Annotated in this window: 21 protein-coding genes; 9 read left to right on the top strand and 12 right to left on the bottom strand. The window is 35.2% G+C overall.

What is annotated here, in order from left to right; all coding sequences use genetic code 11:
* Nucleotides 1-25: 25 nt before the first annotated feature.
* The 4 genes from ACK4R1_RS13725 to ACK4R1_RS13710 all read right to left on the bottom strand — a co-directional run bounded on the left by ACK4R1_RS13725 (nt 26) and on the right by ACK4R1_RS13710 (nt 4,903).
* On the bottom strand, nt 26-622 hold the full coding sequence (locus ACK4R1_RS13725) for a PolC-type DNA polymerase III (protein WP_409688199.1): 597 nt from the start codon (nt 620-622) through the stop codon (nt 26-28).
* 1 nt (nt 623) lies between these two features.
* The gene (locus ACK4R1_RS13720) at nt 624-2,540 is read right to left on the bottom strand and encodes a DUF294 nucleotidyltransferase-like domain-containing protein (RefSeq protein WP_409688196.1); all 1,917 of its coding nucleotides are present in this window, start codon (nt 2,538-2,540) and stop codon (nt 624-626) included.
* 245 nt (nt 2,541-2,785) lie between these two features.
* Nucleotides 2,786-4,312, bottom strand: coding sequence for a DEAD/DEAH box helicase (locus ACK4R1_RS13715; protein ID WP_409688193.1), 1,527 nt, complete (start codon nt 4,310-4,312; stop codon nt 2,786-2,788).
* A gap of 75 nt (nt 4,313-4,387) precedes the next feature.
* Nucleotides 4,388-4,903, bottom strand: coding sequence for a DUF6155 family protein (locus tag ACK4R1_RS13710; protein WP_409688190.1), 516 nt, complete (start codon nt 4,901-4,903; stop codon nt 4,388-4,390).
* Nucleotides 4,904-4,986: 83 nt separating this feature from the next.
* Here ACK4R1_RS13710 and ACK4R1_RS13705 point away from each other — a divergent pair, with 83 nt between their 5' ends.
* Entirely contained in the window at nt 4,987-5,271 is a 285-nt protein-coding gene (locus tag ACK4R1_RS13705; RefSeq protein ID WP_409688187.1) for a DUF3817 domain-containing protein, read from the top strand.
* On the top strand, nt 5,264-6,526 hold the full coding sequence (locus tag ACK4R1_RS13700) for a mechanosensitive ion channel family protein (RefSeq protein ID WP_409688184.1): 1,263 nt from the start codon (nt 5,264-5,266) through the stop codon (nt 6,524-6,526). The genes ACK4R1_RS13705 and ACK4R1_RS13700 overlap by 8 nt, the downstream gene beginning before the upstream one ends.
* Here ACK4R1_RS13700 and ACK4R1_RS13695 read toward each other — a convergent pair.
* A complete protein-coding gene (locus ACK4R1_RS13695) occupies nt 6,520-6,912 on the bottom strand; it encodes an acyl-CoA thioesterase (protein WP_409688181.1) in 393 nt (130 codons plus the stop codon). The genes ACK4R1_RS13700 and ACK4R1_RS13695 overlap by 7 nt on opposite strands.
* Before the next feature lie 233 nt (nt 6,913-7,145).
* Here ACK4R1_RS13695 and ACK4R1_RS13690 point away from each other — a divergent pair, with 233 nt between their 5' ends.
* From ACK4R1_RS13690 to ACK4R1_RS13660, 7 genes are all read left to right on the top strand, one after another.
* Nucleotides 7,146-8,441 carry an OmpA family protein gene (locus tag ACK4R1_RS13690; protein WP_409688178.1) on the top strand — a complete coding sequence of 432 codons (1,296 nt, stop codon included), beginning with the start codon at nt 7,146-7,148 and terminating at the stop codon, nt 8,439-8,441.
* Between the two features lie 182 nt (nt 8,442-8,623).
* A complete protein-coding gene (locus ACK4R1_RS13685; RefSeq protein WP_409688175.1) occupies nt 8,624-9,022 on the top strand; it encodes a glyoxalase in 399 nt (132 codons plus the stop codon).
* 239 nt (nt 9,023-9,261) lie between these two features.
* Nucleotides 9,262-9,975, top strand: a complete 714-nt coding sequence (locus tag ACK4R1_RS13680; protein WP_409688172.1) for an esterase family protein — start codon at nt 9,262-9,264, stop codon at nt 9,973-9,975.
* A 39-nt stretch (nt 9,976-10,014) separates the two neighbouring features.
* Nucleotides 10,015-10,956, top strand: a complete 942-nt coding sequence (locus ACK4R1_RS13675; protein WP_409688169.1) for a RimK family alpha-L-glutamate ligase — start codon at nt 10,015-10,017, stop codon at nt 10,954-10,956.
* Nucleotides 10,957-11,043: 87 nt separating this feature from the next.
* Nucleotides 11,044-12,153 (top strand): carboxylate-amine ligase, encoded by a 1,110-nt coding sequence (locus ACK4R1_RS13670; RefSeq protein WP_409688166.1) that lies wholly within the window; start codon nt 11,044-11,046, stop codon nt 12,151-12,153.
* 112 nt (nt 12,154-12,265) lie between these two features.
* Entirely contained in the window at nt 12,266-13,090 is an 825-nt protein-coding gene (locus ACK4R1_RS13665) for a type 1 glutamine amidotransferase (protein WP_409688163.1), read from the top strand.
* A gap of 9 nt (nt 13,091-13,099) precedes the next feature.
* Nucleotides 13,100-14,290 carry a hypothetical protein gene (locus ACK4R1_RS13660; protein WP_409688161.1) on the top strand — a complete coding sequence of 397 codons (1,191 nt, stop codon included), beginning with the start codon at nt 13,100-13,102 and terminating at the stop codon, nt 14,288-14,290.
* 63 nt (nt 14,291-14,353) lie between these two features.
* On the opposite strand, the gene ACK4R1_RS13655 is transcribed toward ACK4R1_RS13660, so the two are convergent.
* The 7 genes from ACK4R1_RS13655 to ACK4R1_RS13625 all read right to left on the bottom strand — a co-directional run bounded on the left by ACK4R1_RS13655 (nt 14,354) and on the right by ACK4R1_RS13625 (nt 21,563).
* A complete protein-coding gene (locus ACK4R1_RS13655) occupies nt 14,354-14,902 on the bottom strand; it encodes a hypothetical protein (protein WP_409688158.1) in 549 nt (182 codons plus the stop codon).
* 53 nt (nt 14,903-14,955) lie between these two features.
* Nucleotides 14,956-16,173 (bottom strand): acetyl-CoA carboxylase biotin carboxylase subunit family protein, encoded by a 1,218-nt coding sequence (locus ACK4R1_RS13650; RefSeq protein ID WP_409688155.1) that lies wholly within the window; start codon nt 16,171-16,173, stop codon nt 14,956-14,958.
* 3 nt (nt 16,174-16,176) lie between these two features.
* Entirely contained in the window at nt 16,177-17,601 is a 1,425-nt protein-coding gene (locus ACK4R1_RS13645; RefSeq protein ID WP_409688152.1) for a leucyl aminopeptidase family protein, read from the bottom strand.
* A 3-nt stretch (nt 17,602-17,604) separates the two neighbouring features.
* Nucleotides 17,605-18,747, bottom strand: a complete 1,143-nt coding sequence (locus ACK4R1_RS13640) for an alpha/beta hydrolase (protein ID WP_409688150.1) — start codon at nt 18,745-18,747, stop codon at nt 17,605-17,607.
* Between the two features lie 188 nt (nt 18,748-18,935).
* Complete coding sequence (locus ACK4R1_RS13635; protein WP_409688147.1) at nt 18,936-19,433, bottom strand: DUF2231 domain-containing protein; 498 nt, start codon at nt 19,431-19,433, stop codon at nt 18,936-18,938.
* Between the two features lie 76 nt (nt 19,434-19,509).
* Complete coding sequence (locus ACK4R1_RS13630) at nt 19,510-20,892, bottom strand: sensor histidine kinase (protein ID WP_409688144.1); 1,383 nt, start codon at nt 20,890-20,892, stop codon at nt 19,510-19,512.
* A gap of 2 nt (nt 20,893-20,894) precedes the next feature.
* A complete protein-coding gene (locus tag ACK4R1_RS13625) occupies nt 20,895-21,563 on the bottom strand; it encodes a response regulator transcription factor (RefSeq protein ID WP_409688141.1) in 669 nt (222 codons plus the stop codon).
* Nucleotides 21,564-21,775: the final 212 nt, after the last annotated feature.

The raw sequence follows: 21,775 nt of genomic DNA, 5'->3' as shown, positions 1-21,775 counted from the left end.
ACCTGCTTCCCCAAGCAGGTTTTTGTTATTTAAAACCCAAACGGTTTTTTAATTTCAAAAACAATAGGGCAATAGAATAGGCGTCATCTGAGGCTGAATTTCGCTCTTTAGCCGGAAGTTTGTAGTGCTTGACCAAGTCTTCTATTGAAAAGGATTTATTGGTAATATCCATTAATTTTTGATGCATGATTTCAATGTCCAGTGCTTCGTTTTTTAATTTACCACATTCCATTTTTTCTAATGCTTCATTAATTAGTTCAATGTCAAAATGAATTCGGTGACCGACCAAAACCGCATTTTCAACATATTCAACTAATGCTTGAATGGCGTTGTATTCCGAGAGTTTAGGCAACTTACTTTCGATTAAAAATTCGTTAGACAAGCCATTGTCGTGTAAGTATTTGTATTGTAAAATCACCACTTCAAAATTATCACTAATTTTAATCACATCATTAATTACAGCAATAGCACCAAAAGACAGAATTACATCTTTCTTCGGGTTTAAGCCTGTAGTTTCAGTATTCAGAATCACATACCTGTTGGTTTTGGTTTCAAACTTAGCTAAGTAAGTTTTCCAAAACTCGGGGTATTCTTTATTGATATTTTTTATCCAACCCAACATATTAGGAGAATTGTGTTAATTGAAATTTATCTTTGATTAGTTCTTCTAATTCTCTCATTGGAGCTAAGGCGTTTTTTAGTTTTTCGCGGTCTACTTTAGTTAACTCTTCAATATTGATAAAGTCGCCCGAACTATCATTCTTTAAGCCTTCTAAAGTTCTGAATTTTGACAATATCAAGAAAGCATCAGCGCAATTTAAATAGATTTCAGAGAATTTAGGATCAACTAAAGCCAATTGTTTGAAACGAGAATACGTGTTATTGATGCCTCTCAAATTCATACTAATAGCAAACAATCGAGCTCCATCAACTAATGGCATAATTGCCCTGTTTTTGATGTCAAATTTACCTTTATTTTCGCCTTCTTCTTCTAAATTGAATTTCTTAAAAAAGTTAAGCGGTGGATGTTTGCGTAAGGCATCATTACCTAAATAATCAAAAAACAATGCATTATTCTTGGTATTTGTAAAAATTAAGTCAGCTATAGTGTCTTCTATTTTTCCTTCACCGAAAGCAATTTCAAAATCAAAAAAGATACTGCTAATGTCATTAGAAGTTTCTCCAGGTGTTTTCATCCAATTATTGTATTGTTTCATCCAATCGCTTAAGGATTTACACCAAAGCATATTGCTGGCCATGTGTCCATTAGGACAAAATTGGTAACCCACTTTTTCCAGTATAGCAGTAGTTCTTTTAGATAATTTCAAGAAATAATCTTTCACATCTCGGTATTTCTCTGCTGCTACATCTTCAAAAATAAGGATACTGTCTTGGTCGGTTAGTAAAAGTTGCTCTTTACGCCCTTGACTTCCGATACTCAACCAAGCAAATCTGGATGGAGGAGAACCTAAATCAAGTATAGCCAATTCTACAGAACGCTTAATAATGGCAGTAATGATTTCACCTGTAATGTTATAAATATGTGGTAAAGGAATATTTTTAGCTATTGAAGTTTGAATCAAATCGGTTAGTTTTTCACGAACTAATTTTAATTCTTTAGGCGATAATGAACGCTTTATTTCTTTAATCAAAACACCTGGGTTGTTGGCTTGCGCAACAATCAAGTCGTGTTCTGAAATAATTCCTTTAACCTCAGATTTGTCAGAACCATCGGCAGTAACACACAAATGACTGACATTGTATTTTAACAATAATAGTTGTGCTTCGGCTACAGAAACGTTTTCGGGTACCGTGATCACCGGTGATGACATAATTTTGTCAACGGTAGTTGAAATTGGAAATCGACCATTAACAATTTTAGTTCTGAAATCAGTATCGGTAACAATACCTATTGGGCAATTTTGCTCTATTATTATGGCACTGTCAATTAGATTTTCTGTCATTAATTGTGCCGTATCTTTTACAATAATATTACGGGCAATCTTGAGCGGTGTTTTGTTATAGGCCAATGATTGAAAATACTGAATTTCATTCGATTGATTTTCAGTGTATACGTTGTCGGTAATAAGCTTACCGCGATTTTCTTTATCAAAAGGATTGCGCGTATTAGTAGCAAAACTTTCCAATAAAAAGTCTAAAACTTGAGGGTTTTGTGTTACAAAAGGCTTGAAAGCACTAATAGGAACGGCATAAACAATGCTGTCTTCACGGGCTTTTGCTGTCATCATATAATTGTTTTTAGCAAAAAAAGGACGCAGACCAAAAACATCTCCGGCATAGCACTTATTTAATAAAGTTTCTTCAGCATCAGCAATGACAGATAAATTTATTACCCCTGAAGCTACTACGTAAAAACTGTCATGCAGTTTGTCATCAATTTTGAATAAAACTTTTTGCTTGTCTAAGTTCACAACGCCAATATTATTTACGACTTGAATCAGCTCATCATAAGTCAAATAATTAAATGGCGGATATTCTTTTAAAAAATTGGCGATATTTTCAGCAATTGAATTACTCATAGCGTTATTTGAAATTAATCTGATGGTTTTGACTTTTACAAAAATAGTAAAGGTTTAGGCAAGATAGGGTTGTTTGTTAAAAACATTTGAAAACTAAAGAAAGTCATATACCGCTAAGTTTTAAAATATTCTATTTTACATAATATAAATTATAGTTTAAAAAGTATACGTTTTAATGATTGTAGTATTTTAATATTAAATTATTGTAAACCATCAATTTAAAAGATCTAACTTAAATTGATAAATTATAAATTAAGTTCTCTGAACTTTTTCCCGATAGCTAAAGTTAATTTGGTTTTATAATCTTCTATTAGCCATTCGCGGTAATTCTTGCTGGTTTTGCCTAAACAATTTACAAATCGTCTGACGCGACTTTCAATATCATCGTTTAAAATTTTAGATAACATTCGGGCCGCATTTAAATCAGAAGTATTTTCAACACACATTAAAGCGTGTTGGTTGATGGATTTTTCAAGCACTTCTTTGGAGCGCAAATTTAAAGCAGCATTCCTTTTAAATTCTTCTTCAATGTCCATGTCAATGATGGCTGTTTTAGCAAACAATTTTCTAGTTGCTTCAGGCATGGTATATTTGAAACCGTATTCAATTTCGGCATCATCACGTAAACTTTCCAAATAATATTCGGGAGATTTAAAGATATGTTGCCAATCAACTGGATCATTCCATAAACCAAATCGCAACGCATTGTTGCCCAGGTCAATAACGGTAAACTCATCCTTGTTTGGCAATTTTCGCGAACCACGACCAATCATTTGAAAATAAAGCGTCAACGATTTTGTGGCACGATTGAGTATAATGCTTTCTACAGTTGGTTCATCAAACCCTGTAGTCAAAATACCAACAGAAGTTAAAATCGCATCCGGCGTTTTTTTAAACCATTGTAAAATGTCTTTTCTATCTTCGGCAGATGTTGTATTGTCTAAATGTTTTATGGGATATCCGGCTTCTTTAAAAGTGTCGTAAACATACAATGACGTATTGATACCATTATTGAAAATCAAAGTCTTTTTACCCAAGGATTTTTCAGTGTAAGCATGCAATAATTTTTCTTGCATGACCATATTCATATATAAATCATCCGAAGATTTTACGGTATAATCACCATTGATTCCCACTTTAAGAGAAGTCAGTCCAACATCATAACTATAAGTTGTAGCTTTCGCTAAAAAGCCTTTGTCGATAAGTGATTGAATGGTGTCGCCAACAATTAATTCATCATAATTATGGTGCATTGGCAACTTAATATTGGAACTCAAAGGTGTTGCAGTTACGCCTAAAATGAAAGATTTTTTGAATTGGCTGAGTAATTTTCGGAACGAATTGTAATGCGCTTCGTCAATAATTACCAAACCTACATTGTCAATCATCAATTTCTCGTCGTTCAAACGGTTTTTTAACGTTTCGACCATCGCTACAAAACAAGAATACTCATCTTGATCGGGCAATTCTTTGATATTGCTATTGATGATTTTATTTTTGACATCGAAGCCTTTAAGCATTTTAGAAGTTTGCTTACAAAGTTCAATTCGGTGCGTCAAAACGACTACTTTTTTATTGTGCTGAGATAAATAACGGCGAACAATTTCGGAAAAAATTACGGTCTTTCCACCGCCGGTTGGCAATTGGTACAACAAATGGTGGTTTTCCGGACCATTGTCTAATCGCTCAAAAATTTTGTCAATATCGCCCTTTTGGTAACCGTAAAGTTCCTTTTTCTCTTCAATTTCGGCATTAAAATCTTTATGAGACATGGTGATTTGTACAATTTTGCAAAAGTACACCTAAAAAAGAGTTCTCACACAATTTAATTTCTAAATAACAAAAAATTAATATTCGAGTCTTTCTACAACTGCTGAAAACTCATACTGATTGAACCAGTTTTGAGCGATGCTTTCTTCTTTGACAGCCACTACTCTATTCTTAAAATCGTCGAGTATTCCCTTTTCAATCATAAAACTAATTGCTTGTTGAAAAGAAGTTAGCATGCTTTTAAAGAACAATTCTTGCTTTACTAATCTTTCAGCTGAGAAAGTTTGAGCAATTTCGATATTGTACAGCATAATATCAGCAATGATAAACGAATCAACGCCCAGTGAAATAAAATGTTTGATGAATTTTTGAGCCACAGAACGGCGCATTTTAGATTTCTTACCTTTTACTGGAAAATATTCGTTAGAGATTTTAAACTTAGCTTCTCGAACCAACTTGTCTTCATTGGGATTAAAAGCAAAATCATAATAGACTTTAACATCACTAAATTTGTCATAAAGTTCTATAATTTGCTCTTCCAATTGTACTTTGGAAAGTTCATTCAGGTATTTCTTTAAATCTCTTTTACTCATCTTATTTTTATACCAACAAAAGTAATCGCTTTTTGGTTCTTTAATAATGTTATTACTTAATTTTGCATCTAAATAAAAAAAACATGACCAAGCTTTTCAAGTTCACTGCCATTGCCGAAGGTATATCCTATTTAGTTTTATTCTTTAATATGTTAGTCATCAAACCCACCAATTTGGATTTGTACAAAACCTTATTGTTTCCAATAGGAATGGCTCATGGAGTTCTGTTTATTGGTTATGTGATATTAGCCTTTACCATTTTTAAAAGTCAAAGATGGAGTTTGAAAGAGTTAGCGATAGTTCAATTGGCTTCGCTATTTCCTTTTGCTACTTTTTATGTGGAAAAAAAATACGTAAAAAATGCATAAAATTGTTGAGAAAATATTTGGTTGGAGTTATCCTGTTTTCAAAAAATGGGATTTTGGAGAAACCTTTTCTTCTTATTTGAGTTTGGCGATAAACATTACAATACTATTGATTATCGTTTACATCATTTACAGTATTTTCCGCTATGTATTGGTGCGAACTATGATTATTATAGCCCGAAGAACCAAAACTAAATTTGATGATTTATTGGTTTCCAACAAAACCGCCAAATACATAGCTCATTTGATTCCTTTGCTTTTCATCTACAAATCGGTTCCGATTATTTTAGAGAATTTTGTGTATTGGGAAGGTATTTTTGCTAAAATGATTGCGATTTACATTGTTTTATTGACATTGTGGATTGTAAAAACCATCATGAATGCTTTCCGAGATCATTTAAAATCAAACCCTTCATTCAGCGACAAACCTATTGATAGCTACATTCAGGTAATCATGATTGTACTGTGGATATTTGGTTTTATCATGATTGTTTCCAAAATTTTTGACATCAGTACCAATGCCATGCTGGGAACATTCGGAGCGATTTCAGCCATTATTATTTTGATTTTTAGAGATACCATTTTAGGATTTGTAGCCAGTGTTCAAGTTTCTTTAAATGATATGGTTAGAATTGGTGATTGGATTACGTTTGACAAATTTGGTGCCGATGGTGATGTAATCGAAATCAATTTGGCCACCGTAAAAGTTAGAAATTTTGACAATACCACCACGACGATTCCAACATACAGCATGATTTCGGATTCTTTTAGAAACTGGCGCGGCATGTTAGATTCTAATGGACGAAGAATTAAAAGACACATTTTAATCAAAGCCCATAGCATTCGATTTTTAGACGAAAAAGAATTGCAAGAATTGAAGAAAATTCAATTGGTTTCCAATTATATACAACACCGTCAAAATGAAATTGATAAGTTCAATGCCATGCACAATATTGATAAATCGATACTTATTAATGGAAGGAATATGACCAATTTTGGTTTGTTCCGAAAATACATCACTCAATATTTAAGTCAATATCCGGGTTTGAATAAAGATATGATTTTGCTTTGTCGTCAGTTACAGCCAACGGCTCAAGGAATTCCATTGGAAATTTATGCTTTCTCCAACGATAAAAGATTTGAGAATTACGAATACATTATGGCCGATATTTTCGATCATATTTTTGCTTCTATCCCATATTTTGACTTACAGATTTATGAAATGCCTTCCGGCAAAAGTGACTTTGTAGATCAATAACCGGTCAATCGATCCTGAATGTATTCGATTTGCGTTTTTCCATGTGGCTTTGGTTTGCCATCCGGTCCGAGGCTAACCATGGTTATCGAGTCGATAGTGATAATGATTTCACGAGTCATCATATTTCTTACCTGACAAGTCAAAGTCAATGAAGAACCTCCAAATTTAACTACATCAATACCAATTTCAATAATGTCGCCTTGTTTGGCCGAACTTCTAAAATTAATCTCCGACATGTGCTTGGTGACAATCTTTGGATTTTCTAATTGAATGATGGAATATAATGCCAATTCTTCATCTATCCAAGCCAACAATCGTCCGCCAAATAAAGTGCTGTTTGGATTCAAATCTTCCGGTTTTACCCATTTTCTGGTGTGAAATCTCATGTTTATCAATTTTTTAATAAAACAAAAATAGCAAATTGAATTATTGTGGTTACAGTATTGGCAAATCATTAACCGAAATCGATTTCAAAAGCAAACCTCATATATTTCGCAATCAAATTTAGAATTAAATCGGTTTTACTTATGTCTTATCTAAGTAAAAAAGTTGATTATTAATTGTAAACATTTATATTTGTGGTGATTTTAACATTTTTAATAATCGCAAAAAACCTTATATGAAGAATTACCTACTACTTTTAACGGCTATTTTTTCCTTCAACTTTTCAAATGCACAAGTTGCCGTTGATACTACAGGAACATTAGGAGATAGTTATAACAGATGGACAATAGACGTTTATTTCGGACAAGCTAAAGGGATAAAACCATATGCTGACGGTTATTATTCTAGTGATCCATCTAGATCTTTTGGTGGGTTTCAAGCCAATTCTTTTGGAGCTGCTGCTCGATATATGTTAAGTCCAAAGTTTGGTCTTAAACTAGATTTAAACTATGATAAATTCACCAATCAATCCGGCAGTGGAAGTTTAGAGTTTGAAACATACCAGTACAGAGTAGGTTTTCAAGGTGTTGTTAATGCGGTGAGATTGTTTGGATTAGAAGAGTCGGTTGGTCGTTTTGGTTTGTTGTTGCATGGAGGTCTGCAAGTAGCCAGAATGCATTCAGATGTTTTAGACTTAGATGAACTTAATGGAGGTTTAATTGTTGGGTTTTCACCACAATTCAGAATATCAAAATCAATTTCGTTGGTTGGTGATATCAGTTTGTTGAATAATTTCAGACAACATTTAAATTGGGATGGATCATATGCTGATAAATCGGAAAACTTATCAGGACAAATGGTTGTAATGACTCTTGGCTTATCATATTCTTTCGGAAACCAAAAAATTCACGGTGATTGGGCAATCATTCAAGATAAAAAAGACAAAGAAATTGCCGATTTGAATAGTAGAATTGGGGAAATTGAGACACTAATGAATGATTCTGATAAAGATGGCGTTCCTGATTATTTAGATGTTGAAAACAACTCTTTAGCCGGTGTTGCAGTTGACACCAAAGGTAGAATGGTTGACAAAAACAACAATGGAGTTCCAGATGAGTTAGAAAAATATATTGATAATTCGATTACGAATAATAACAACAATACTTCCTTATCAAAAAATATGATTGAGCAATTAATCAATGAAGGATACATTGCCGCTTATTTTGATAAAGCTATTTCACAACCAAATCCTGCGTCTTCAGACAATATTGGATTTGTATTAAACTATTTAAGAAACAACCCAACAGCATCTGTTGAAATTTCAGGTTATGCAGACGAAGTTGGTAATAGTGCTAAAAATGAGAAGTTGGCTGCTACAAGAGCTGAGAATGTAAAAGCAATCTTAGTTAAGGCAGGTATCAATCCTTCTAGATTAAGTGCCAAAGGAGCCGGAATCGATAGTTCTGTTGACAAAAACTCTGAATACGCAAGACGACTAGTTCGCAAGGCTGTTTTCAAGATAACTAATTAACAATTAATTATTGATAACTATAAAATGACCTCTGTTTTACGACAGGGGTTTTTTTATAACTTTAAAAAAAAACCATGGAAGCCAGAGATATTTGATATTAAGAGGAGGACTGCCGGTGGCAGTCAGGTATGCGAACTTTAGTTCGTTTGAAACATTCTAAAAACCACTAATGCAATCCCAATATGGAAGCCAGAGATAACAACGTTCTAGAATTAAGAGGAGAATCTTTAGGAACAATCACCAATCAATCCTCGCTAGAGGAAGTTTTTCAAAACAAAACCCTTCGCCCTATTTTAAAGTTACAAAATGATTTGCTTATTCAAGTTTTTATCAACTACGCCATAAAGCAAAAAAATGTTTTCTTTTCACTAACTCCCGAAAAGAAAATGGCCTACGTGGAAAATGTTGTACAACGTGACATCAAGTTTAGAAACTCTTTAAAAGGAATGGTCATCGCTTTTTTTACTTTGGAAGAATATGCAGAATACATTCAAAATTCATCTAATCTGAATAAACGAATGATGAATATGCTTGTTGAAAGACTTAAAAGCCAAATTCAATTAATTGAGATTCAAGCTTAGTTATTGACATTCTTATCATCCAAAAGCAGTTTTAACTACTGTTTATATGCACTTACAGGATTTATATTGGAGTTATTCTTAACAATAATTAAATTCCGTATTTGTATTTAGTGTTTTTTTTGGAGAATTTTCAAAAACTAAATATCAATAAATATTTTATCGTAAAACTTAATAAGATTCAAAGTTTTACATATTTCACAACAAATTTTTCATTATAATTGTTAAAACGAATAACAATTATGAAAGAAGAATATTTTAAGTGGTATTCGCCTAATTTAAGCCGTGAAATCCAAATGCTGGTTTTCGGACATTCCGGTTATCCTGTCATCCTCTTCCCCACTTCTATGGGAAGTTATCACGAAAATAAAGACCAAGGATTAATCGAAAGCGCTCGTTGGTATATCGAACAAGGATTAATACAAATCTTTTGTCCTGACAGCATTGACAAAGATAGTTTCTATAACAAAAATATTCATCCGGTACATCGCATTCAAAACCACGTTTGGTACGATAAAATGATTTGCCACGAAATAGTCGAACGTGTTAGAAACAATACTCACGCCGGAAAGGTAGCCGTTGCCGGTTGCAGTTTTGGCGGTTATCATGCAGCTAACTTTGCTTTCAAACATCCGGGTTATGTCAGTCACATGTTTTCTCTGAGCGGAGCCTTTTCTATCAAAAGTTTTATGGATGGACATTGGGATGATAATGTATTTTACAATAGTCCGGAAGATTATTTACATGGTTTAAACGATGGTGAATTATGGAATATGGATATCATTCTCGGCACTTCCAATTGGGATATTTGTTTTGATGCTAATTTAAAGCTGAGTAAAATCCTTTCTCAAAGAGATATTCCGCATTGGTTAGATGTTCGACAAGATCGCGACCACGATTGGCCGGTTTGGCGCGAAATGTTCCCACATTATTTATCCAGAATCAAGTTTTTTTAAATGAATACGAAATAAGACAAAACAATAAACAATAGAGTTATGAAAAAGATTGGTATTTTATTCGGAATGGAAGATACATTCCCATACGCCTTTATCGAAAGAGTAAATTCAAAAAACGAAAAAGGCATCATCGCGGAAGCCGTTTCTATAGACAAAGTTGTGCAAAACAAAGGCGGTGAATATGCCGTAATTATAGATAGAATTTCACAAGATGTTCCTTTCTATCGAGCGTTTCTGAAAAATGCAGCACTAACCGGAACCAACGTAATCAATAACCCATTCTGGTGGAGTGCGGATGACAAGTTCTTCAATAATTGTTTGGCAGATACTTTAGGTGTTCCACTACCAAATACCGTAATACTGCCTTCAGCGGAACATCCGACCGACACTACTTCAAAATCATTCAGAAACCTTAAATATCCAATGGATTGGGAAGGAATTTTCGACTATATAGGATTTCCGGCTTATATGAAACCTTATGCCGGCGGTGGTTGGAAAAATGTTTATCGCTTAGAAAACAAAGAAGAATTTTGGCAAAAACACCAAGAAACCGGACAATTGGTTATGCTTTTACAAGAAGAAATAGTCTTCGATGATTACTATCGCGTTTATTGTTTAGGCGGAAAAGCAGTACGTATTATGCCATACGAACCAAGAAATCCACACCACTTAAGATATGTAGTAGAAAATCCGAATACAGATAAAAAACTAATGGCGACCATTAAAGATTATACACTTCGCCTTTGCAAAGGTTTGGGCTATGATTTTAATACCGTTGAATTTGCTGTGCGTGATGGAATCCCATACGCCATTGACTTCGGAAATCCGGCTCCTGACGCCGAATATACTTCTGTTGGTGCTGAGAATTTTGAATGGGTTGTAGAAGAAGCCGCTAAAATGGCCATAGCATTCGCTAAAAAACAAAAGCCGGGTAAAGTCAACTTAACTTGGGGTGACTTTATTAAAGATGCAGCGAAGTAAAAAAAATGTTTCAAGTTTAAAGTTTCAAGTTGGTTCTGCTGAGGAGACAACCTGAAACCTGAAACCTGAAACCTGAAACTAAAGAATATGACGAAGAAATTACCCGTATTTACCCTAGGTGTAGAAGAAGAATACCAAATCATAGATCCCGAAACCCGCGATTTACGTTCGCATTTGTCCAAAATTGTTGATGGTGCCAAAATCATTTTAAACGAACAGGTGAAAGCTGAAATGCACCAATCTGTCGTAGAAGTCGGAACCAATATTTGTAAAAACGTAAAAGAAGCCAAAAATGAAATTTGCTTTCTGAGAAGTAAAATAGTTGAATTAGCCGCTAAGCAAAACTTGGTAGTTGGCGGTGCCGGAACGCATCCGTTTTCTCGTTGGCAAGACCAACCCATAACTGATGATCCAAGATACCATCATATTGTAAACGAATTGCAAGATGCGGCGCGTTCCAATTTAATTTTCGGGATGCATTGTCATGTTGGTATAGAAAACCGCGAAATTGGTTTGCAATTGATGAACCAAGCGACTTATTTTTTACCCCATATTTTTGCCTTGTCCACAAATTCACCGTTTTGGGAAGGTAGAAATACCGGTTATAAATCGTTTAGAACTAAAGTATTTGATAAATTTCCTCGAACAGGTTTGCCTGAATATTTTGATAGCGTTCAAGCGTATGACAACTATTTGGAGACATTGGTGAAAACCAAATGTATCGATAATCCGAAAAAAATTTGGTGGGATTTGCGTTTACATCCTTTCTATGACACGATTGAATTCCGCATAACTGACATGAGTTTGACTGTTGATGAAGCGATGTGTATTGTTGCTATAATTCAAGCCGTTGTGGCTAAATTATATAAACTAACCATGGCCAATACGAGTTTCAACATTTACAGAATTGCCTTGATTAAGGAGAATAAATTCAGAGCGGCTCGCTACGGAGTTGAAGGCAATATGATTGATTTTGGTTTACAACAAGAAGTCAATACTAAAAGCTTAATCCTTGAATTGCTTGATTTTATTGATGATGTTGTTGATGAATTAGGTAGTCGTGACGAAATTAATTATGTTCACACCATTTTAAATGAAGGAACCGGAGCCGATAAACAATTGGCTGTTTTTAACCAAACCCATGATTTAACCAAAGTCGTCGATATGATTACTAGTGAATTTACAAAAGGATTATAAACCGTTGTCAGTTAGCTGTTGTCTGTTGTAAATTTAATTGTTAAAAAACCGACAACCGACAACTGAGAACCGACAACAAAAAATTATCTTTGCATTACCAAATTGTAAAATAATGAGCAACCCAATTCGCATAGCAATTTTAGACATGTACAACGGAGAACCTAATCAAGGAATGCGTTGTATCATTGATATTGTAAACCGATTTAATCAAATAGTTACTTTTCAAGTTTTTGATGTCAGAGGTAAATCAGAGTTTCCGGATATTAAGAAATTTGACATTTATATTTCTACCGGCGGACCGGGAAATCCACTTGAAGGCGATGGTTGGGACTTGAAATGGTACGATTTTATAGATGAATTATGGAACTGGAATAAAGAACAAAAAGTAAAAAAACACATGTTGTTCATCTGTCATTCGTTTCAAATGGCTTGTCATCACTTTGGATTGGCCACGATTAATAAAAGAAAAGCCACTTCTTTTGGCGTAATGACCATTCACAAAACCGAAGCCGGAAGCAGTGACCCGATTTTAGAAGGTTTGAATAATCCTTTTTACGCGATTGATAGTCGAGATTACCAAGTGGTTCAACCTAAACTGAGCATTTTTAGTAAAAAAGGCGCTATGATTATCGCTTTAGAAAAGATGAGAACTCATGTTGAATACGAGCGTGCCATTATGGGCGTTCGCTTTTCAGATGAATTTGTTGGGTTGCAATTCCATCCCGAAGCTGATGCTTTGAGCTTTGTCGCTAATTTAAAGAACAAAGAAAGACGCGAACACATTATTGCCATGAAAGGCAAAACCAAGTTCCGCGATATGTTGGAAGACTTGTTAGACGAAGATAAAATCTATAAAACCAACGAAACCATTATCCCGAATTTCTTGCGCATTGCCATCAACGACTTGATGAAACACAGAAAATCGCTTTCCAACTAGATTTGTAAAATGAATTCAAACTACCGCCATCTTTTTAACGACAATTTTACCGAGGCCAAATATGAGGCTATGCAAAACGACATCACTGCAGATTTCGACTATAAAGTGACGTTCCGAATTGGTGAAACTCCTTTTTTTATTCCGAACGAGTTAAAAGAACAGTTGTTGGAAGGTTGTCAGGAAGTTATCAAATTCATTCAAAAGACCGATTTTAAAATACTTACTGATAGAGCTTTAGAGTTAAACAGAAAAGTGCCAAATGAAGACAATCACACTACCTTTTTAGCGATTGATTTTGGTATTTGTGAAGAAGATGGTGAAATTATACCAAAGCTGATTGAAGTACAAGGTTTCCCTTCGTTATTCAATTTTCAGAATCATTTGTCCCAAAAATTTGTCAACCACTACCCTTTTCTTTCTGAGTTGACACCGTTTTTTAACGGATTGAATTCGGATAGTTATTTGAAACTAATAGAAGAAGTTATCTGTAATGATTTTCCAAAAGAGAATGTAATTCTTTTAGAAATTGAGCCGGAAAAGCAAAACACTAAGATTGATTTCTACTATTGTCAAAGAGATTTGGGCATCCCGATAGTTTGTGTTACCGAATTGTACGAAAAGGAAAATCAACTTTTCTACAAAAACAATCAAGGCGAAGAAACGCAAGTCAAACGCATTTACAATCGCGTCATTTTTGACGAATTGGATTTGCGCACCGATTTGCAGTTGAACTTCGATTTTTCTAAAGATTACGATGTAGAATGGGCTGGTCATCCAAATTGGTTTTTCAGAATCAGTAAGTTCATCTTACCCTATTTAAAAGGGAAATATTTTATCGAAACGACTTTGCTTTCCGACTTAAAAGAAATTCCAACTGATTTAGAGAATTATGTTTTAAAACCTTTATTTTCTTTTTCAGGAAGCGGCGTAATTTTTCATGTAAAACGTGAAGACATTGAAGCCGTAACAGAAAAAGACTTATACATTCTCCAGAAAAAAGTCAACTACAAACCTATCATCCAATCGCCTGACGGAAAAGTTAAAGCAGAAGTTAGAATATTAGCCGTTTGGAAAAAAAATGATACATCGCCTACTCTAGTAACCAATTTGGTTCGATTAAGTCGTGGGGAAATGATAGGTGTCAAATTCAACAAAGACAAAGATTGGGTTGGCGGAACGGTTGGGATGTTTGGGAAATAATATTTCACAGAGATACACGGAGAAGCTCAAAGATTCACAGAGTATAAAAATTGTTAGTTAGAATTAACCTAAAAAAGCTTTCTTTACTTCTAAAAATGTCTTAGAAGTTGTTACCAATTCGTTTACAATTTCCTTTCGCAAAGTTTCTAAATTATCATACTTTAAATACTTCGCCCAATCTTCTTGAGTCAAGACTTCTTTAATAGTTCTGATGATTTTGGCGGTTTCTTTAGCGTTTCTTAAAACCACCTTTTCATGGTTTTCCGCAGTGAGTTTGTGGTAAAAATTAATTTCTTTGGTTTCCGAATTTACTTTGACAAAAAACAACTTCGAAGTATCATCATTGGAATAAAAGTCTGTCCAATGGGCGAAAGCTACAGTCACATTTTGGTTTTTAAACTCCGTCATTGGAATCAATCTCCAATGACAATTGGCCACTCTTCCCCAATGATTAGAAATGCGGTACAAACCTTCAGGTGTAAAAATATATTGACTTCCGGATTGACTGGTATAGTTGATTTTTAAATCCTTGATTTCGGCAAAAGGCACTTCTTTCCAGATACAAAATGTATGCGAGTGAAAATTGAGTTTGGTGTAGGTTTTATTAGCCATATTTTTTACCGCAAATTCGCAAATTGTAATTCGTGAATTTGCGGTTGATTTTATTAATGCAATTTCTTAACCGCTTCTTGTTGAGCCACAGTAGCAAAATCTCTAATCAATCGCTCAGCGTAATCGTCAAGTAATTCTCGAACACGAGCATGATTATCACTTTTTACAATCAATCCTGCATGGTATTCTAGAGGCACTCGGAAGCATACCTCACTATCATTAAAACCGGATAAATCAGGATGATCAAATTTAGATAAGGTCAATACAATTCCGGCAAACCCTTTTTTTATGGTGGGTAGTTTATATTCTTTTCCTTTGACTAAAGCATCTTCAATTTTGGCCCATTCGCTCCAAAGATTTACGCCTGACGCAGCATCAACCATTTCGGCTAAATGCGCACCACCAACACGCGAAGCCGTTTCTAAAAAGTATATCTTCCCATCGTCATTGCATTTGATAAACTCGGTATGATTGGCTCCGTGCTGCATACCAAATGCTTTTAAAACATGTTCGTTTTGTTTTTTGATAGCTTTGTCATCTTTCGAATCGTAAGGGATATTGGCACTTCTGAAAATGCCGCCTCCTTGTGAAATTTCCATAGGTGTCGCCAAATATTGAGACGTGATTGAAAACAACGTTTTTCCCTGCCAATTCAATCCATCACAATGGTAAACTGCTCCGGGCTTGAATTGTTCTACCAAATATTTGATTCGGTTATCCCCTAATCCGTGAATCTTTTCCCAAAGTTCTTCTTTAGAATGCACTTTCATAATTCCGGATGCCGATGCTTCAGAACGTGGTTTTAAAACCCATGGTGGCGAAACCGAATCGGCAAACTGATTGATTTCTTCATCATTGAAAAGCGGACTAAAAGCAGGTATTGGAATACCCGCATCTTTAGCGCGCATTCTCATGGCTAATTTGTCGCGAAAATACCTTCCCGTGGTTTGTCCCATTCCTGAGATTCTTAGATTTTCACGTAAATAGGCAGCTTTTTCTACATCGAAATCATCTAAAGCGACGATACCGTCAATTTTTCTTTCACGCATTAAACTGGCCACGCCGGCTAATAGTTCTTCTAGATTCCAATCCACATCTTGTCCGGGCATAAAATAAATTTCATCTATATAATCAAAAGCCCAAGGTTTATCACGCAATTTCTCGGAAGTGATTAAATAGACTTTATTGCCTTGTTTTTTCAAATTAATTAAGAAATCATTCCCTTTAAAATAATTAGAAATACAGATGAAATTCTTGATTGGATTTTCCATACGCTATAGATTTTCAATAAATTTAGTAATTAAATGTACGCCATAAGCCGTTGCATGTTTGGTCTTGGCAAATTCACTATCGCCAAAAGCCACTCCGGCTATATCTAAATGTGCCCATGATTTGTGGTCTTCGGTAAAATATTCCAAAAACTTAGCCGCCGAGATTGCTCCGGCAACCGGTTTCCCTGAATAGTTTTTGACATCGGCAATTTCACTATCAATATCCGGTTTGTAAGCATCCCAAAGTGGTAATTGCCACAAACGTTCGCCAATTGCATCACCTGATTGTTGAAGTTTTTTAGACAACTCTTCGTTATTGGTAAACAATCCGGCGCATTCGTAGCCTAACGTACCAACGACACTTCCGGTTAATGTTGCCAAATCGATTACCGTTTCGGGTTTGTAGTTTTTGATTAAATAAGACAATCCATCTACCAAAATCAATCTTCCTTCAGCATCGGTATCAATGATTTCTATCGAATGTCCGGCATAGCTCTGAATGACATCACTCGGCATAAACGAATGCGCGTCGACTGAATTCTCACAAGCAGGAACAATCGCAGTTACCCGATAAGGTAATTGTAAATCAGCCACCAATTGCATTGCGCCTAAAACCGCTGCAGCTCCGGCCATATCGCATTTCATTTGAACCATTCCGGCAGTTTTGATGTTCAAACCTCCGGTATCGAAAGTGATTCCTTTGCCTACCAAACCAATGTGCTTTTTGGCTTTTACGGGTTTGTATTCCATGATGATGAATTGTGGTTCATTGGCACTGCCTTTTCCAACAGATAGGAAAGAATGCAGCCCAATTTCAGTAGATTTTGCTTTGCCAAAAACCGTAACCTCGAAACCATATTTCTTGCCTGCAGCTGTCGCCCAATCGGCTAAGTATTTCGGGTTGACTTTATTAGGTGGTAAATCGACTAAGTTGAAGGTTTCTAATTGTGCTTTGGCGATTTTGATGCCTTTGTTTACCGCTTCTTCTACATCGCCTTTGGCTAAATATTGCAATTCAAAATTATCATCTGCAAATGGATGTGCCTCGATTTTTTTGTAATGCCCTAAGTTGTAAGTTCCTAAAACCAATCCGGAAACAGCTGCTTCGACATCATTTGAATTGAATTTTTCCGGAAAAGCCAAAGCTACGTTTTGACCGAAAACCTCTTTTTGTTTGGAAGCAATTCTCCTGAAAATGGTTTTAATCGATTTGTAATCAATGTCTTTTCCTAAACCGATAAAGACATGAGTGCAATCGTATTTTTCGACTAAATAATAGGTGTCTTTTTTGCCGTAAAAAACTTTTGCAGCGACCGAAACACCGTGGTATTCAATGGGCACAATACTTTTAGCATTGGTCTCATACACCGGAATTAAAATGGTTCCGGTAAAACCGTCAAGGGATTTTATTTGTTTTGTCTTCATCATAATTTATTCTTCTTTGGTACTGAAATAAAGCCATTCGATTGCTTTGGGGAATTCGTCACTCCAATATCTTTCGTTGTGCTTGCCTTCCATGTTGAGGCTTAAACGCACTTTCATTTTATCGGCGAAACCTTCTTTCTTTAATAATCTTTTTTTGAAGTTTTTAATGTGGTCAATCATAGTTGCACTTTCATCGCCTCCGGCATATAGATAAATTCTCGTGTCTTGCGGTTCATCCATATCTAAGAATGACAATTTAATTTTTGGAACAACCCACAACGATGGAGAAAATATCATCAGTTTGCCAAAGATTTCCGGATACATAATGCCCGAAAAAATGCTGACTAAACCGCCCATAGAACTGCCTCCGATTCCGGTATGTTCGCGCTCGGGTTTGGTTCTAAAGTTAGCATCAACAAAGGGCTTTAAAGTTTCGGTCACAAAGCGAATGTACTTTTTGCCTTCGCCGGTGCCTAAAACAGTATTCCCTACATTGTACTCCTTAATGCGCTCTTTTTCGGCATGTTCTACGGCAATGATGATGATTTTACCAATTTTGTATTCTGCCATTACGGCCAACTTTTTATCGATTTCCCAATTGCCGTATTTGGCCTTTTCATTGAACAAATTCTGGGCATCTTGCAAGTACAACACCGGGTAAGTTTCGGTTGATTTTTCGTAATCGTGAGGTAACAATGCCCAAACTCGGCGGGTTTTATTCAGTTGTGGAATCTCGAATTCTTCCGAAATCAAATGGACTTTTGGTAAATACTTGGATTTGAAGGGCAACCAATTGTGACGCCATTTGGCTACGTGTTCTTTTCGGACGCCGTTATGCTGTGTACAGCTTCTGTTTTCTGTTCTGTTTCCGAATTTATCTATCTCTACTTCGCTCCAATCACCTCGAGTAAATTTGTATAAAAGTTCGTCGGGATAAGTAAAATCGTGGGCGAATTTGTAATGGTACAAACCTTGTCCCACGCGTTCCATCTCAAAATTCTTGTCTTGGGTTTCCCAGTTGTTAAAGTTACCGGAGATGAAAACCGGTCTTTCATCATCTTCGTCAGTAGTTAAAATAATATTGAGTTGGGGTTCAATAATTTTCTTGATTTCTAAATCGTCCGCTACATTGTCATCAGTTCTGCGCATGCTTAATAGTCATTTTACATAAAACGTAAATATACTTTATTGACGCTTCTTGACAAAGCATTTCTCAAAAATTAGCAGATATTCGGTATTGCGTATTTTTTATTGAAATATCTTAATTTATATCGCTTTAAAATAAAAAAACCTAACAGAATTAACGGTTAGGTTCTTTCAAATTATGGTTGAATCAATTATTTTTCTTCGTGTTCACTTTCATTTTCCGGAGCAGCAATTTCCGGGCTAACAGCATTAGCTCTAATTTCGATATGGCGAATTTCACCACCTGAAGTTCCTACTTCTTTGGCTAAAACAACCGTAACTAAAGTTAATAATAAAGTAATCCAAGTAAACAAGGTAGCCTTAGAATGTTTTTTTACACTTGCAATTAAGGACAGTAATGCAAAAGCTCCGGTAACATAAAGCACCAAAACAAATTTTTCTGCCAACTCTTCGTGTTCGTGAATAATGTCATGACCAACGCTTGGCATGTCTTCTACTAATTCTTCTGCGCCTTCACCGGTTGACATTGAGGCAAATCCAAAGACAGCTGCCACAATTAATAAAACAAAAGCGGTGTTTTTTACTGACTTGCTTTTCATTACAATACCAGCGATTAAAATTCCCAATCCAAAAATCGTCCCGATGATTGGAAAATGGTTAACTAACAAGTGTAAATGTGCGTCGTTCATAGTTTTGTTGGTTTAGAATTAGGTCAAATCTAGTGAATATTTATTATCACTTAAATGACAAATATCATTTTACTGCTCATTTGCTAAAACGCAAAATAACTTTGGTTCCTTTGTTTTCTTCGCTTTCAATTTGTAACTCTATTTGGAGTAAAAGCGATAATCTTTTTACTATAGACAGTCCCAATCCTGTTCCTTTAATTTCGGGATGTTCGTTAGATTTTGAGCGATAGAATTGGTCAAAGATCTTTTGCAAATCTTCTTCGGCTATACCAATGCCGTGATCTGAGACAGAGCAAATCAGTTCCTTTTCGGTTTCAATAATATCGAAATTAATCGTATCGTTCGGTTTAGAATATTTAACCGCATTGGTCAAAATATTATTAACGATGATGCAAAGTAAATAAGCATCGGTAGTCACGTAAAAATCTTTAGAGAAGTTGGCCACACACTTGATTTTTTTCTCGCCAATGATGGTTGAGTTTCTTGAAATCACATCCAAAAAAATGGCGTTTAATGAAACTCTTTCCATTTTTAAAGTCTGCTTTTGGTTTTCAAAACGGGCCAATAACAGCAACTCATCTACCAAATGATTCAAACGATTGACCTCACTAATACAAAAATTAATTTTTTCTTTATATTCCTCAGGATTACGGGGTTTACGAACTAATACTTCTAAAGTACCTTTAATTACTGCCAAAGGTGTTCTAAGTTCGTGTGAGGCATCAGAAGTAAACTGTTTTTCGCGTTCTATGGCGTTCTCTACTCTATCTAATAGATTATTAATGGTATGCGATAAAGTAAACAACTCATCTCTGTTTTGGGGCAAAGGTATTCTCGATTTCAAGTTGTCCTTTGTAATGATATTTGAAGTCTCAATAATGGTACTAATCGGCTTTATACTTCTTCCGGCTATGAAACGGGCGATTAAGAACAGCACCAATAAAATCATAGGATACGCAATCAGCATCACGGTAAACAAGTTGTTTAAAACCATTATTGAATCTTCTAGTGACATGGCCACAATCATATAGCCAATAATCTTGGTTCCTTGATATAACGGCACTTGAATTTGTCTAACCGAAATGTTTTCTAACTTGGTATCAAACAATTCATTTACCGGTGCTTTGGCTTGATAGGCCAATTGTTTTTGTTTTAAATTAGGTGATTTTTCAACCATAGCGCCCAATTCGTCTACAAATTGAATGAATGCCGGACTGACTTCTACTTTGTTAAACTGACTTGTTTTCCATTCTTCTTCTTCAATTAGTAGAACACAGTTTTCTATGACTTCAATTTCTTTTAAATGTTCGGCTACTTCGGTTTTAATTTCGTTATTTACCCTAACATACACACTGAAACGCACTATAGAATAGATAGCAAAAAAGACCACCAAAATCAATAAGGCAGTCGTAATAATATAATTGGAAGCGATTCTGTTTTTAAATGAAAATTGTTGCATGTTTATTCGTCATTAGCTATATAACCCACGCCGCGAATGGTTTTAATATAATCTTCTTCTACTTTAAGGTTTAGTTTCTTTCTGATGGCGTTCATGAACACGTCAATTACGCCGGTATCATATTCGAAATGAATATCCCAAACATCTTGTATGATTTGGGTTCTAGAACAAACTGAACCTTTATTTTTAACTAAGTAATGGAGCAAGTCGAATTCCTTTTGTGTAAGCGAAACTTCTTTCTTATCAACTGTAACTTGGTGTTTTTGCAGATTAATTTCTACCGGACCAAGCGTTAAGATCTCGTTTTCGGGTTGGTCACGAAGTTGTACTTTAATGCGTTCTACCAATTCGTCAAAACTAAAAGGCTTTTTGATATAGTCATTCGCACCGCTTTTAAGTCCTTCTACGGTTTCTTGCACAGTGTCTTTGGCCGTCAAAAAGATAATCGGGATTTTGGTATTTTGTATTCTAATGGCTTTGCAGACTTCTACTCCGGTCATTTTAGGCAACATCCAATCGAGTAAAACCAAATCAAACTTTTCATTTTGAAAAAGTTCTAATCCTGACTTTCCGTTGTTGGCTGATGATATTTGATATCCTTCTTCCTCAAGTCCTTGTTGTAGAAATTGAACAATACCTTCTTCGTCTTCAACTATTAGTATGTGCTTCATAAGTTATTGTGTTTGATGTGCTAAAGTAATGCTTTTTATTTTCGACCCGAAGTTACCTTTTTGTTTTTAAGGGAAAATTAATTTGTCCATTGTGAATTGTCAACAAAAAGCGTACTGGTTTATATCTAAACTATCAAAGAGTTCATAAATCAACAATAGGCTTAGGGTATTTCAACTATGGCTTGTTTTAGTAGTAATTAATTTATCATTGA

The organism is Flavobacterium sp. (assembly GCF_046293665.1).
Taxonomy (GTDB): Bacteria; Bacteroidota; Bacteroidia; order Flavobacteriales; family Flavobacteriaceae; genus Flavobacterium.
The sequence above is the reverse complement of the archived record's forward strand: the minus strand, read 5'-3'. Positions and strand labels throughout refer to the sequence as shown.

Excerpts from the sequence above, each read along its gene's own strand:
- ACK4R1_RS13630 (WP_409688144.1), bottom strand. The coding sequence starts at position 20,892 with ATGCAACAATTTTCATTTAAAAACAGAATCGCTTCCAATTATATTATT.
- ACK4R1_RS13625 (WP_409688141.1), bottom strand. The coding sequence starts at position 21,563 with ATGAAGCACATACTAATAGTTGAAGACGAAGAAGGTATTGTTCAATTT.
- ACK4R1_RS13715 (WP_409688193.1), bottom strand. The coding sequence starts at position 4,312 with ATGTCTCATAAAGATTTTAATGCCGAAATTGAAGAGAAAAAGGAACTT.
- ACK4R1_RS13700 (WP_409688184.1), top strand. The coding sequence starts at position 5,264 with ATGCATAAAATTGTTGAGAAAATATTTGGTTGGAGTTATCCTGTTTTC.
- ACK4R1_RS13640 (WP_409688150.1), bottom strand. The coding sequence starts at position 18,747 with ATGCGCAGAACTGATGACAATGTAGCGGACGATTTAGAAATCAAGAAA.
- ACK4R1_RS13680 (WP_409688172.1), top strand. The coding sequence starts at position 9,262 with ATGAAAGAAGAATATTTTAAGTGGTATTCGCCTAATTTAAGCCGTGAA.
- ACK4R1_RS13675 (WP_409688169.1), top strand. The coding sequence starts at position 10,015 with ATGAAAAAGATTGGTATTTTATTCGGAATGGAAGATACATTCCCATAC.
- ACK4R1_RS13670 (WP_409688166.1), top strand. The coding sequence starts at position 11,044 with ATGACGAAGAAATTACCCGTATTTACCCTAGGTGTAGAAGAAGAATAC.
- ACK4R1_RS13660 (WP_409688161.1), top strand. The coding sequence starts at position 13,100 with ATGAATTCAAACTACCGCCATCTTTTTAACGACAATTTTACCGAGGCC.
- ACK4R1_RS13665 (WP_409688163.1), top strand. The coding sequence starts at position 12,266 with ATGAGCAACCCAATTCGCATAGCAATTTTAGACATGTACAACGGAGAA.
- ACK4R1_RS13705 (WP_409688187.1), top strand. The coding sequence starts at position 4,987 with ATGACCAAGCTTTTCAAGTTCACTGCCATTGCCGAAGGTATATCCTAT.
- ACK4R1_RS13645 (WP_409688152.1), bottom strand. The coding sequence starts at position 17,601 with ATGATGAAGACAAAACAAATAAAATCCCTTGACGGTTTTACCGGAACC.
- ACK4R1_RS13685 (WP_409688175.1), top strand. The coding sequence starts at position 8,624 with ATGGAAGCCAGAGATAACAACGTTCTAGAATTAAGAGGAGAATCTTTA.
- ACK4R1_RS13635 (WP_409688147.1), bottom strand. The coding sequence starts at position 19,433 with ATGAACGACGCACATTTACACTTGTTAGTTAACCATTTTCCAATCATC.
- ACK4R1_RS13710 (WP_409688190.1), bottom strand. The coding sequence starts at position 4,903 with ATGAGTAAAAGAGATTTAAAGAAATACCTGAATGAACTTTCCAAAGTA.
- ACK4R1_RS13690 (WP_409688178.1), top strand. The coding sequence starts at position 7,146 with ATGAAGAATTACCTACTACTTTTAACGGCTATTTTTTCCTTCAACTTT.
- ACK4R1_RS13650 (WP_409688155.1), bottom strand. The coding sequence starts at position 16,173 with ATGGAAAATCCAATCAAGAATTTCATCTGTATTTCTAATTATTTTAAA.
- ACK4R1_RS13655 (WP_409688158.1), bottom strand. The coding sequence starts at position 14,902 with ATGGCTAATAAAACCTACACCAAACTCAATTTTCACTCGCATACATTT.
- ACK4R1_RS13725 (WP_409688199.1), bottom strand. The coding sequence starts at position 622 with ATGTTGGGTTGGATAAAAAATATCAATAAAGAATACCCCGAGTTTTGG.
- ACK4R1_RS13720 (WP_409688196.1), bottom strand. The coding sequence starts at position 2,540 with ATGAGTAATTCAATTGCTGAAAATATCGCCAATTTTTTAAAAGAATAT.
- ACK4R1_RS13695 (WP_409688181.1), bottom strand. The coding sequence starts at position 6,912 with ATGAGATTTCACACCAGAAAATGGGTAAAACCGGAAGATTTGAATCCA.